Origin of the sequence: Xanthomonas campestris pv. badrii, assembly GCF_012848175.1 — a bacterium.
In the GTDB taxonomy this organism is placed as follows: domain Bacteria; phylum Pseudomonadota; class Gammaproteobacteria; order Xanthomonadales; family Xanthomonadaceae; genus Xanthomonas; species Xanthomonas campestris_C.
The window spans coordinates 2744097-2757435 of record NZ_CP051651.1; the positions used below are offsets into that span (position 1 = coordinate 2744097).

Annotated in this window: 9 protein-coding genes and 1 pseudogene; 6 read left to right on the forward strand and 4 right to left on the reverse strand. The window is 64.7% G+C overall.

From position 1 onward, the window contains the following. Nucleotides 1–134: 134 nt before the first annotated feature. The 5 genes and pseudogenes from HG421_RS11590 to HG421_RS11610 form a co-directional block, all read left to right on the forward strand. Nucleotides 135–2516 carry a TonB-dependent receptor gene (locus HG421_RS11590; protein WP_169706501.1) on the forward strand — a complete coding sequence of 794 codons (2382 nt, stop codon included), beginning with the start codon at nt 135–137 and terminating at the stop codon, nt 2514–2516. 842 nt (nt 2517–3358) lie between these two features. Then, nucleotides 3359–5152, forward strand: a complete 1794-nt coding sequence (locus HG421_RS11595) for a S8 family serine peptidase (RefSeq protein WP_169706502.1) — start codon at nt 3359–3361, stop codon at nt 5150–5152. Nucleotide 5153: 1 nt separating this feature from the next. Further along, a complete protein-coding gene (locus HG421_RS11600; RefSeq protein ID WP_169706503.1) occupies nt 5154–5780 on the forward strand; it encodes a hypothetical protein in 627 nt (208 codons plus the stop codon). A 123-nt stretch (nt 5781–5903) separates the two neighbouring features. Further along, nucleotides 5904–7673 (forward strand): S8 family peptidase, encoded by a 1770-nt coding sequence (locus tag HG421_RS11605; RefSeq protein ID WP_169706504.1) that lies wholly within the window; start codon nt 5904–5906, stop codon nt 7671–7673. A gap of 186 nt (nt 7674–7859) precedes the next feature. Further along, nucleotides 7860–8434, forward strand: a pseudogene (locus tag HG421_RS11610) (S8 family serine peptidase); the annotation flags it as partial. A 363-nt stretch (nt 8435–8797) separates the two neighbouring features. Here HG421_RS11610 and HG421_RS11615 read toward each other — a convergent pair. Then, nucleotides 8798–9001: a hypothetical protein gene (locus tag HG421_RS11615; RefSeq protein ID WP_169706505.1), complete on the reverse strand. Its 204-nt coding sequence runs from the start codon at nt 8999–9001 to the stop codon at nt 8798–8800. A 213-nt stretch (nt 9002–9214) separates the two neighbouring features. On the opposite strand from HG421_RS11615, the gene HG421_RS11620 reads away from it, so the two are divergent. Then, entirely contained in the window at nt 9215–10123 is a 909-nt protein-coding gene (locus HG421_RS11620; RefSeq protein WP_169706506.1) for an AraC family transcriptional regulator, read from the forward strand. Between the two features lie 33 nt (nt 10124–10156). Here HG421_RS11620 and HG421_RS11625 read toward each other — a convergent pair whose 3' ends face one another. The 3 genes from HG421_RS11625 to HG421_RS11635 all read right to left on the reverse strand — a co-directional run bounded on the left by HG421_RS11625 (nt 10157) and on the right by HG421_RS11635 (nt 13257). After that, nucleotides 10157–10678, reverse strand: a complete 522-nt coding sequence (locus HG421_RS11625) for a transcriptional repressor (protein WP_169706507.1) — start codon at nt 10676–10678, stop codon at nt 10157–10159. Between the two features lie 13 nt (nt 10679–10691). Continuing rightward, nucleotides 10692–12095: a glutamate--tRNA ligase gene (gene gltX, locus HG421_RS11630; protein ID WP_169706508.1), complete on the reverse strand. Its 1404-nt coding sequence runs from the start codon at nt 12093–12095 to the stop codon at nt 10692–10694. Nucleotides 12096–12165: 70 nt separating this feature from the next. Then, nucleotides 12166–13257 (reverse strand): DUF3616 domain-containing protein, encoded by a 1092-nt coding sequence (locus HG421_RS11635; RefSeq protein WP_169706509.1) that lies wholly within the window; start codon nt 13255–13257, stop codon nt 12166–12168. Nucleotides 13258–13339: the final 82 nt, after the last annotated feature.

Here is a 13339-nt window from a genome sequence, read left to right on the forward strand (position 1 = left end):
CCGTGCAATGCGCTGACAGGGGGCGCCAGTGATGCGCCGATGCGGCGCGCACTTGCGCGTGCACTGCCTGCCGCCCCATGCGCCACCACACGCGTCACGGCAGTCCTCTCGCAGTGAGACAAGGAGCCTTGCGCATGCGTTTTCCCGCACCCCGTTACACCCTTTCGCTCGCCGTTGCCGCCGCGCTGCTGGCGCCGGATGGCCGTGCCCAGACATCGCCCGCCGCCTCCGGCACGCCGGATGCCACCACCCTGGATGCCGTGATCGTCAGCGGTACCGCACGCTTCAAGGGCCTGGCCAAGCGCGACGCCAGCTTTTCGATCACCACCGCCAGTCCGGAGCAGATTCAACAGGCCGTCCCGCAAAGCACCGCCGACCTGTTGAAGATCGTGCCGGGCGTGTGGGCCGAGCCCAGCGGTGGCGGCACCGGCGCGAATATCTTCGTGCGCGGCATGCCCTCCGAAGGCGATGCGCCATTCGTGACCATGCAACTGGATGGCTCGCCGCTGTTTCCGCCACCCACGCTGTCGTTCCTGGAAAATTCCACGCTGTTCCGGGTCGATGACACCGTCGAGCGCATGGAAGTGCTGCGTGGCGGGTCCAGCCCGATCTTCTCCAACGGCCAACCCGGGCTCACCGTGAACTTCATCCAGAAGAAGGGCCAGGACGAGGCGGAGGGCAGCGTGCGCCTGACCGGCGGCAACAACGCGCTACGCCGCATCGATGTGTTCAACAGCGGCCCGATGGGCAATGGCTGGTACTACAGCGTCGGCGGATTCTTTCGCGAGACCGACGGCGTACGCGACCCGCAGTTCTCCGCCGACAAGGGCGGCCAGTTCAGTGCCACCTTGAGCAAGCGCTGGGACAGCGGCGAGCTGTCGTTCCATGCGCGCCACACCGACGACAACAACGCGTTCTATACCGCCATTCCGCTGCTGTCGCGCAACGACGGCAACGACCTGTCCAGCTTTCCCGGCCTGAACGCGCAAACCGGCACCCTGCTCGGCCGCGATTTCCGCAATGTGGAGCTGCAGGTCGGCCCGAACGGCCAGAGCCTGCAACGCGACCTGGCCGATGGGCGTGGCGTCAACATCGACGTGTTCGGCGGCGAATTGAACTGGGACATCGGCGACTGGACCATCGCCGATCGCTTCAACGTGATGAGCGGCAGTGCGCCGACCTACGCGCTGTTCACCGGCGACGCACCGCAGCGGTTGAGCGACTTCATTGCCGGCTACGGCACCACCGGCAGCGGCAGATTCACCAACGGCGGCGGCGCGGTGGACCCCAATCAGCAAGTGCTGGAAGCAGGCTGGTGGTCGGTGGACAAGCGCCTGAATTCGGTCACCAACGATCTGCGCCTGAGCCGCGAGTTGTTTAGCGGCAACACACTGACCGTGGGCACCTATTACGCCAGGTATTCCTCCGCCGACACCTGGTACCTGGGCAATACCATGCTGCTCACCGCGCAGAACAACGCGCGCCGCATCGACGTGGATCTTGCCGACGGCCGCCAGCCGACGCGCCAGGGCTTCACCAGCACTGCGTTTTTCAACCTGCGCGCCAACTACGACGGCGAGAACCTTGCCGCCTTCGTTGCCGACGAATGGGACCTCAACGCACGCCTGCGGCTGGACCTGGGCGCACGCTACGAGCGCCAGAGCGTCACCGGCAATGTGCACGACACCAGCACGGTGGACCTGGACGGCAACCCGGCCACGCTCTACGACAACGCCACATCGCTGGCGCTGGCAACCACCCGCCGCATCGATCAGGACGATGAAGCGTTTTCGTGGACGGCAGGCCTGAACTTCAAGCTCGACGACAGCAACAGCCTGTTCGCACGCGTCAACTCCGGGGTGAAGTTTCCCGGCTTCGACAATCTGCGCGATGGGCAGAACCGCGTACAGGAAGTGGACCAATACGAGCTGGGCCTCAAATCCGGCGCCAGCAGCTACGACCTGTATCTGACCGCGTTCTACAACACCTTCAAGAACTCCCCGTTCCAGGCGTTCCTGGCCAATGGCGAGAACTTCACCGCGGTGGGCGACTCACGCGCACGCGGCCTGGAAGTGGAAGGGGCGATCCGCCCGTTCGGTGGCTTCGAGCTGGCCGGCACCGGCGTGTGGCTGGATGCGAACTACCGCAACTACCGCGAGTTCACCGGCAACCAGGTGATGCGCCAGCCCAAGCGGCAGTTCCGGCTGACGCCAAGCTACTACTGGATGCTGCCATTCGGCGATCTCAAGGTATTTGCCACCTATTCCTACATCGGCGATCGCTTCGCGGACCTGGCCAACAGCCAGCGCCTGCCCTCCTACGACATGCTCGATATCGGCGCCAACCTGCACGTGGGCGAGCATTGGGAAGTGACCGCCAGCGGCAGCAACGTGACCGACACGCTGGGCCTGACCGAAGGCAATGTGCGGGTGCCGGGCGCGGCGACCGGCGGCGTGTTCATGGGCCGGCCGATTGCCGGACGGCAATACCAGATGTCGGTGGCCTACCGCTGGTGAGCGATAGGTGACTGGCCCGCGCAGCGGCGCAATGCTGCTGCGCGGAGCCTGGCAACAGGCCTTGCGCTGGCTTCTTGGCCACGCATTCTTGTCGTAGGCCAAACGCCGGCGACAGTCGCTGATTCGTTGCGCAACACCCTGCGCTGCGGGTGTGCCAGTTTCCGCATGACGTGTGCGGTGCGGCTAGGTGATGGCAACCGCCTCGCAGCGGTCGCCGCGGCGAAGCAGAACGACGCATCGCGATGCGTTATTTCGATCGATACGCTCGCTCCTGCAAATTTTTTCGACAGCCTCTGTGCGCAAAACTTTGCATGCAACGCGTAAATCCGCATGCCAGCCATGGATTGCGCGATGTATCACGCAGATGGCGTACGTCGCGTGCCTTGCAGGCGATGAGTGCCCCATCTTTAATCGAGGCGTTGGCGCTGCAGCTGCATCGCCAACATCGGCTGCGTTCAGACGCACAGGGGAGCCGACGCACCACCTGACCGCATCCACTCCATCGCCGGAGCGATGCGCTGTGTCGCTCTCCTGGGATAAACGGACATGACTCCTGCCGCTGCCGCTGCCGCACTGATTCTTTTCGCACCCCGTCATCGCCACATGGCGGAGGCCGGCCCCTGGTGCAACCCACCTGCAGGCGAGGTTGCCTGACGAGCGTTTCCTGGCCCGGGCGATCGCGCCGGGCTTTTCGACCGCAATACATCTTCCGGCTTTAACGACTCGGGCTTCACAGGCGCGTCCCGAGGCAATGGCGCAGCTGCAACGGTCGATCGTGCGATTGGCCGAACGGAAGAACGTGTCGCTTCGACCGCGCCTACCTTTGACTGGAATCGAACGGAATGAACTCTTTTCGCAGGCAACCCCTCGCAGTGTCGATCGGCGCCCTGGTGATCGCCAGCACCTCACTTTCGGCGCTGGCTGCTCCACCGGTCATGGCTGTTACCAGCAACGCAATCAATGCCACTACCGCCATCGCCAAATCCGGGGGCAACGACCCCTTGTTTCGCTATCAGTGGCATCTCTCCAACCAGGGCCAGGCCGTGATCGGCGACAGCCGTCCGGTGCCCGGCGTGGACCTGGACGTGGATATCCTGCATGGCTTGAACATCCGCGGCCGCGGCGTGCGGGTAGGTGTGGTGGATGACGGGCTGGAGCTACGCCATGAAGATCTGGCCGACAACATCCTGCCAAACGGTTCGTACAACTTTGGCGATGGATCCCACGACACCACGCCCGCCGATCCGTTTAACGAACACGGCACTGCGGTGGCCGGCATCATCGGCGCGGTTGGCTGGAACGGCCGCGGCGGACGTGGCGTGGCGCCCGAGGTCCAGATGGCAGGATTCGATTTTCTTGCGCGGGACTCGTCCGCCACCGACGCAGGCATCTTTTATTCCTGGGGTGAAGGGCCGGAGGCACGCAGCATCGATGTATTCAACAACAGCTGGGGCGGTATTTCCACGTTCTACGTCGATTTTTCTCCGGAGGAACAGCGCCACTGGCAGACATTGATGCGTTCCACGCGCGGCGGCCTCGGCGGCGTCTACGTCAAGGCGGCAGGCAACGAGTTCGGGGAAATGCCTGGCATCGATGCAGAAGACAACGACGTCGATCTGTGCAGCGCGGCAACGCGCGCGTTGAATGTGGGCTGCACATTGACCAACATCGACCCGTTGAACAACCTGGCTGGCACCATCGTGGTCGGCAGCGTCAATGCAAGGGGCGTACGTTCGTCGTATTCCTCGCCCGGCTCGGCACTGTGGATATCCGGGCTTGGCGGAGAATATGGGCACCAGCGCAAATTTGATCCCGGCTTCAAGGACCCGAACGTCTATGCGCCGGCAATCGTCACCACCGATCTCAGCGGCTGCGCGGCAGGCAGCAACGTTGATAGCCCCATAGTCGAAAATGCCCTGGATGGCAGCAAGTCCAGGATCGATGCGTCCTGCAACTACCGCGCAACCATGAACGGCACATCTGCAGCGGCGCCCACCGTCGCCGGCATCGCGGCACTAATGTTGGGCACCAACCCGAGCCTGAGCGCGCGCGAGGTCAAATATATCCTGGCAAAGACCGCGCGGCAGGTCGATCCCTGGCAGCCTGCTGCGGTCTACCAGGGGAGCGTGATCGACCCAGGCTGGGTCACCAATGCGGCCGGACACCATTTCAGCAACTGGTACGGGTTTGGCTTGGCCGATGGTGCCGCCGCCGTTTATGAAGCGAGGTACTTCAAGCCGCTACCTCCGGTCCGCGATACCCAATGGGTCGCATCCACTGCTGCCGCGAGCCAGATTGGCGGCCCCGCGCGACCAGCCAAACAACGCATCCGCATCACCCAGGCCATGAAGGTGGAAGGCGTGCAGCTGTCGCTCGCCACGTCGCATCGCACTCCGGCCAATTTGCGCGTGGTGCTGGAATCCCCCAGCGGAACGCGTAGCTATGTCGTCACGCCGTTCTCGGTACTGGACCCATCCGCCTATGCGAAGACCGGGTTCTATATCGATTTCACCTCCAGCAACGCATTTCTCGACGAGCGCGCGCAAGGCGTGTGGACCCTGGAGGTGACCGACATGACCGAGCCTAAGACCACCGCGGCACTTCAGAACTTCAAACTTCGCATCCTGGGACATTGACATGAAAAGCACTCTACTTGCGTCGGCACTCGTTGCTTCCTTGACCGCAGGCGGGTTCGCACACGCCGGCCAATACATGGATGCGCAAGCGCTCGGCGCTGCCGCTACCGGCGAGCGATTCAAGTCCGGAAACGACACCTATCGTATGTTGCCCGGCGTGGTGATTTCCGACCCGGTGCCTAGCGACCGGCCCACTACGGCTTCGGCGTCTGCCGCCAAAGTGCGCGCAAGCAGCGCAGCAAACATCGATGGCAAGGTTGCCGCGCGGGTCGGCCCTTATGCTGTGGTGCTTCCGTCAGGTAGTGCCGCGCGTAGCGCCTCCACGCTCGCGTCCACATCGACGGCCTCTGGGGAACGCGTCATCGCTGCGGCATTGAACGAACGCAATGGACGCGTGGTGCTCGTGCAACCGCAGCTCAAGCTGACCGCGACAACGCCAAGCGCTGCCACTGCACTTGCGAACAGCTCCGGAGGGCGCATCGTCTACGCCTCGACGATCGATCACAGTGCAGTGATCGCCTATCCGTCGATCGAGAAGACGCAGCAGGCCTTGCGTCAGTTGCGTGCCGACACGCCTGGCACGCAAGCGGCGCTTGTAGTGCAACAGTCGGTGATGCAGCCGATGTAGCGGCCTTGGCCCAGCCCTTGCGCAAATGCGCAGCGAGCAACAGCGCGTCGTTCGTCAACACAGCACCGTTGAAAAGCCCGCGCTTCCATCAGCGCGGGCCTATCATCGACCGGAGATAACTGCATGACTGCTGTCCGCAACCGCCTTGGCTTGTTGATCATTGGCGCACAATTGATCGGCGCCCCGCTTTCCGTGGCAATTGCTGCGCCTGCGCGTACGACCGCAGACGATCCTCTGGTGCGGTATCAATGGCACATCTTGAATCGCGGGCAGCATGTCATTGGCGACAGTCGGCCAATCGCAGGCGTCGATATGGACGTGGACATCCTGCACAGCCTTGGCATTCGTGGCAGAGGCGTGCGTGTAGGCGTCGTGGACAGCAGCGTGGAGATCAGGCACGAGGACCTTGCGGCGAACGTCATTCCAAACGGCTCCTACAATTTCGGCGACGGTTCGAACGACCCGACGCCGACCGTGCCTGACGATTATCACGGAACGCAGACCGCAGGCGTGATTGCGGCCGTCGGCTGGAATGGGCGCGGCGGCCGAGGCGTTGCGCCGGAAGCCTCGTTGGCAGGCTTCGCCTTTGGTCCGGATCCGTCTGTGGTGACGTATGCGGCAGTTCGCTATGCGTGGGGCGACGGCCCTCAATCCGCAGCATTGGATGTCTTCAATTTTTCCTGGGGCTCGTCAATACCGTTTTATGAAGACACCAGCCCACAGGATCTGCGTGCATGGGATGCGTTGATGCAATCCAGCCGGCACGGGCTGGGGGCGATCTACGTCAAGTCGGCCGGAAACGGCTTCCTCAGCATGTACGCGCCGGATCCGGAAGGCAACTTCGTCAACGTCTGCCGAGAGCGCGCCGGCCGATTTGGCGTCGGCTGTGGGCTCAGCAACCAGGACCTACTCAACAACCTGACCGGCACGATAGCGGTAGCGAGTGTCGATGCGACCGGCAAGCGCGCCGTCTATTCCTCGACCGGTTCGGCGCTGTGGGTGTCCGGGCTGGGCGGATTGATTGGATTCCAGCGCGCCTACTATCCGACTGCAGCGGAAGATCTTGGCATTGAACGGGCGCCTTACGCCTACGACCCGGCCATCGTCACGACCGATCCGAGCACCTGCGCTGCGGGTTCAAACATCGACCACGACGGGCCTGCACTGAACGCATTGGATACCAGCGCCTCGAAGCTCGACCCTTCCTGCAATTACGCCGCCACCTTCAACGGTACGTCCGCCGCCGCGCCAGCCGTGGCCGGCGTCGCCGCCCTCATGCTGAGCGCCAATCCCAGCCTCAGCGCCCGCGATGTGAAATACATCCTGGCCACTACTGCGCGCCAGGTCGATCCATGGCAGCCACGCGCGACGTACCAGGGCAGCGTGATCGACCCAGGCTGGATCACCAATGCGGCGGGGCACCGTTTCAGCAACTGGTATGGCTTCGGCCTGGCCGACGGCGCAGCCGCTGTTTACAAGGCGATCGACTTCAAGACATTACCCCCACTGCGCGATACGCAGTGGCGCGCATCCACCGATGCAGCAAGCCGAATCGGCACTCCCACCCGCCCGGCAAAGCAGCGCATCCGCATTACGCAGGATATGAAGGTCGAAGCGGTGCAACTTTCGCTTGCCACGACACATCGCACACCGACCGATCTGCGGGTGGTGCTCGAGTCCCCCAGCGGCACCCGCAGCTATGTGCTTACGCCGTTCTCGGCGCTGGATGCCAGCGCCTATGCCAAGACCGGGTTCTATATCGACCTGACCTCCAGCAATGCATTTCTGGACGAGCGGGCGCAAGGGAGCTGGACACTGGAAGTCACTGACATGACCGGGCTGAACGCCACTGCAGTGCTGCAGGACTTCAAGCTGCGCATTGTGGGGCACTGACGCGAACGCAACGCTTCCGGCTTGGTGATGTCTGCGGTCGTTGCCATGGATGGCCGCGCAAGCCCGGTTGATGCATGGATATCCACGCAACGCGGCCCTGCGCGCTATAGCGCTTCACGGCGACAGCAAGCCCCCGCCCGTCCCTTTCGATCCCGTCCGTTTCAACAAGGCATCGAGATGAAACCGGTCTCCGGGCTCTCGGGTGAGTTCGGGTTTCAGCGCCGCTTCGATGCACATCCGGAAACCTTCAAGGAGCTCTAAGGACTTCTCGATGCACAGGGGCCACGGCCGTTCTTTTCACCACCGATCTGAGCGGCTGCACCGCGGGCAGCAACCGCGAGCGCTCGCGCCCACCGCAAAATGCGCTCGACACCGGCCGTTCCAAGATCGATGCATCCTGCAATTACGATGCACGCATGAATGGCACCTCTGCTGCCGCACCGACAGTGGCAGGCGTCGCTGCGTTGATGCTGAGCGCCGATCCGCAACTGACCCTGCGCGATATCAAATACATTCTTGCCACCACTGCCTTCCAGATCGATCCCCACCAGCCCAAGGCACGCTACAACGGCACCGTGATCGACCCTGGCTGGATCACCAATGCAGCGGGCCACCATTTCAGCAATTGGTACGGATTCGGTTTGCTAGACGGTGCCGCAGCAGTGGAACGCGCCATGCGGTTCACTGCGCTCCCTGCGCAGCAGGACACCAGCTGGAAGGTCTACGACGGCAAGAGCAGCACCATCGGTGGCCCAGGCGCTGCAACCACCCCGCGTACGCGCCTTCGTGGAATTCCTGTTGGAGCGCCTGGGCGAGCGACCGCCGTGGGAGCAAGCGACCTAGCGCCGATTGCACTGTTCCCGCATACACGACCGTTATCTTGTCGCGCCGTGGTCAGCGCGCTGCGCTCGATACGCGATGGCAGCGTCGCTGCTGCAACCGCAAGCGGGTAATGCAGCACGTGTAACGGATCTCTGATGCGTAAGGCACACCTGCACGGTGTGGCTGCGATAAGCCTGGCCGACGACTACTGCGATGACATCGCAGAGTGCATCGGGTTGAACCAAGGCGAGGTTTCGCACCGGGGACAGCATCGCGGGCGCGCACCGGTCCTGCGTGAGCCGTCAGCGCCCGGCGCGGTGCAGCCGTTTGTGCAGGCTGCGGCGCTGCGCATCGCTCAACAGATGCCCATGCGTGCTCAACAGCCCCAGGATCTGCTGATGCGCCTGCATCGTGCGACGGGCGAGCTCTGCGGTGGCGGCAGCTTCCAGCCTCTTCCACTCGGCGGGGCTGGTCGGCGTCGGCAGGATCAAGGATTTGGCGGGCATGGGGCGCTGCAGGCACTGGCTGGAGGCCCATGATACGGCCCGAACGTGAGCGCCCTATCATCGCCGCGGCGGGCCACTGCACTGGCCACACCGGTCACTGACACCGGCCGCGTGCCCGCCTTGCCGCTTGGTCGCTTGGCGGCTGCGTGACCGGCGCTCTTGTACGATCGGCCCATCGCGGCCAGGCCGCCTTATGCCATTGACGGGTTCTGCATGTCTTCGCTGAGCGAGTTGAGCACCCTGCTGCTGCGCCATGCGCCGGCCGACGGGATGCATGCCACCCCGATTCCCGGGCTGCAGATCATGCGCAGTGCCACCCGGACGGTGTCCATTCCCACCGTCTATACACCGATGCTGTGTCTGGTGGCGCAAGGGCGCAAACGGGCGATGCTGGGCGCGCAGGCCTTTCACTATCACCCCGAGATGTATCTGGTGGCCTCGGTGGACCTGCCCATCGTCGGCTCGGTGGTCGAGGCCAGTGCCGAGCATCCCTATCTGTGCTTCTGCCTGGACCTGGACACGGCAATCCTCAGCGAGCTGGCCATCCAGCATCCCGAACTCACCGAACACCAGCGCGACGCCGCGCCGGCCGGGCTATTGCTCAACCGCAGCACGCCGCAGCTGCAGGACACCGCGGTGCGGCTGGCGCGCCTGCTCGACCAACCGCACGAGATCGCCGCATTGGCCCCGCTGGTGACACGCGAGCTGCTGTATCGCCTGATGGCCGCCCCCGCCAACGCGGTGGTACGCCAGATGGCGATCGCCGACAGCCGGCTCAACCAGATCTCCAAGGCCATCGTATGGTTGCGCGAACACTATGCGCAGCGCTTCAGCATCGAGCAGATCGCCGATCTGTCGGCGATGAGCCGTTCCACCTTCCATGCGCATTTCAAGGCGGTGACCTCGATGACGCCGCTGGAATACCGCTCGCAGCTGCGCGTGCATGAAGCCCGCCGCCTGATGGTGGCCGAGGCGCTGACCGCCGCCGATGCAGGCTTCCGGGTCGGCTACGAAAGCGCCTCGCAGTTCAGCCGCGACTACGCGCGCATCCTCGGCAAGCCGCCGGCACGCGATGCGCAGCGGCTGCGCGCGAACATGCCCGGTGCTGCCGAACTGGCGTAAGCACGGCCAGCCGGCACGCGTGCCAAGCCTGCGCTACGCCGCCGACGGCGACTCCACCACCGCGCACTTGGCGCACAGGCCATGCACCTCAAGCGTCTGCGCCTGCGGCTGAAACCCGAGCGCCTTGGCGCGGGCTTCCAGTTGCGAGACCACGTCGCGGTCTTCCAGCTCCACTGCGCTATGGCAGCGGTCGCAGATCAGGAACGGTACCGAGTGCTGGGCGCTGTTGGGGTGGTGGCAGGCGACGAAGGCATTGACCGATTCGAGCTTGTGCACGAAGCCATTGGCCATCAAAAAATCCAGCGCGCGATACACCGTGGGCGGGGCATCGGCGCCCACGCCCTTGCCTTCGCGCACCCAGTCCAGCAGCTCGTAGGCCTTGACCGGCTTGCCGGCGTCGGCGATCAGCCGCAGCACGTTGGCGCGGATCGGCGTCAGCCGCAGGCCGCGCTCGCTGCAGGCGCGCTCCACCGCACGCACGAAGCTGTTGGCGTCGTCGACGTGGTGATGCGGTGCCGTGCAGGCGTGGTCTTGTGCGTGGGTGTGCTTGGTCATACAGGCTCCGGCGTCAGGCCGCTCCTATCTTGATGAGTGCCGCATCGATGCGTTTCAAGGCACCCTCGCGGCCGGCCAGGTACACCGTCTGCGAAATGTCCGGGCTGACCTGGGTGCCGGTGATGGCCACGCGCAGCGGCTGGGCCACCTTGCCCATGCCCAGTTCCAGCGCCGCGGCGGCATCGTGCAGCGCCGCCGAGACGCTTTCCACGGTCCATTCGCGCTGCGCCGCCAGCAGCTCGCGCGCCTTGCCCAGCGGCACTTCGGCGCCCAGCTTCAGGTGCTTGATCACCGCCGCTTCGTCGTAGACCTCCAGCGGCTGGTACCAGACCACGGCCTTTTCGGCCATGTCCTTGAGGGTCTGCACCCGCTCGCGCAGCGCCACCACCACGTCGGCGGCAGCCGGGCCCTGGGTCACGTCGATGCCGAGCTTGCCCAGCTGGTATTCCAGCTGCGGCGCGATGCTGGCCGGGTCGTCGGTCTTCAGATAATGCTGGTTGACCCAGCCGAGCTTGGCCATGTCCAGCCGCGCAGCCTTGGAATTGACGTCGGTGATGTCGAACAGGTCCAGCAGCTCCTGGCGGCTGAACAGCTCCTGGTCGCCATGCGACCAGCCCAGGCGGGCCAGATAGTTGACCAAGGCATGCGGCAGGTAGCCGGCGTCCTTGTACTGCATCACATCGGCCGCGCCGGTGCGCTTGGAGAGCTTGGCGCCCTCCTCGTCCAGGATCATCGGCATGTGGCCGAAACGCGGCACCGGCGCACCCAGCGCTTGGTAGATGTTGATCTGGCGCGGGGTATTGTTGATGTGGTCGTCGCCGCGGATCACCTCGGTGATGCCCATGTCCCAGTCGTCCACCACCACCGCGAAGTTGTAGGTGGGATAGCCGTCCGGACGGAAGATCACCATGTCGTCGAGCTCGCTGTTGGCGATCTCGATGCGGCCCTTGATCAGGTCGTCGAAGACCACGCTGCCGCCGACCGGATTCTTGAAGCGGATGACGCGATTGGGGTCGTCGCGGTACGGCAGCTGCTGCTCGCGCGCGGCGCCGTTGTAGCGCGGCTTTTCCTGTTTGGCCATGGCGGCCTCGCGCATGGCATCGAGCTCTTCGCGGGTCTCGTAGGCGTAATACGCCTTGCCCTGCGCCAACAGCTGCTCGGCCACCTCCTGGTAGCGCGCGATGCGCTGGGTCTGGTAGATCGGGCCTTCGTCGTAGTCCAGGCCCAGCCAGTCCATCGCTTCCAGGATCGCGTCGATGGCCGCCTGGGTGCTGCGTTCGCGGTCGGTGTCTTCGATGCGCAGCACGAACTGCCCGCCGCGACGACGCGCCTCCAGCCAGCAATACAGGGCGGTGCGGGCGCCGCCGATATGCAGGTAACCGGTGGGGCTGGGGGCAAAGCGGGTGCGGCAGGTCATGGAGCGCTCGGGCAAACGTGGGATGGGCCGATTTTACCTTGCGCAGCGTGGCCCTGCCCGGCCCGCCGGTTCAGCGGTTGCGCAACAGGTCGCCGTACACCACGCATTCGCCACCGCTGCGCGCCGGGCCGGGTGCGTCGTACAGCACCAGCCAGCTGGGCGTCTTGCCAGCCAGCTGCGGAGGCAGGTTGCAGATCGCCTCGGCGCGGTCGCTGTCGCTGCCGTGCGGCAGTACCGCCGACTCCAGCAGCGTGTGCTGAAAACGCACCGGTTCCTGATTGGCGGCCAGCTGCTTGCGCGCGTCCGGCCATTTGAACAGGCGGATTTCGCCATTCAACACCATGGTCGGCCCGGCCAGCAGGTACAGGTCGTCCCGGGAATAATGCAGGTCGCGGATGCCCAGCCCGCCCAATTGCAGGAAGTGTTTGCGCAACAGCGTGCCGTCGTCGTCCAGCGGCGCCAGGCGCAGATGGTCGCCATGCGCCTCCACCCGGATTTCCAGCAGCGCCGACCAGCCACGCAACACCGGCCCGCGCAGGCCCAGCAACAGGCGCTGGCCATCCACCACGATGCCTTCGATATCGAAGCCGTTGTCCTTGCCGGGAATCTTCAGGAACGGGCCGAAATGCGGGTCGTCGGCCAGCAGCTCGGTGAGCTGGTTGTGCTTGGCATCGCCCTTGAGGCGCAATGCGCGGCGGCCGTCGGCGGCCTGCCGTACCAGCCGCGGCGTCCCATCGTCGTCGCGCTCGATCGGCAGGCAGGCCAGCAGGCGGCGGTTGGCGTCGAGCTTGAGCTTGGTCAGGCGCTTGGCGTTGTCGGCATCGTCGCGGTCGGGCTTGGCGTTCTTGCGCTTCAGCCCATGCGACCCCACCACCCACAGGTACCCGTCGGACAGCCCCATGCCTTCCAGGTCGGCTTCCTCGGCGTCTTCGCCGGGCAGATCCAGCAGCTCGGCCAGCGGAAAACTCTGCCCCTGGCCGAAGCGCAAGGCCTCGCGCTGGCCGGGCGGCAGCTTGCGCAACCGGTCCACCGCACAGGCTTCGTCGCCGGCGACCCACAGCCAGTCGTCGGTGAACGCCGCGCCGGAAAGATTGCTGTGCACCAGGGCGCCCGGGGTGAACTCAAGCCGGACGCTATGCGGGATCAGGGTTTTCTTGGCCATGAGCAGGTGGGCAACCGTCCGGAAGAAGACCGCCAGTACACCACGACCACAGCGCCGATGGACGCTGTGCTGACGCAACGGA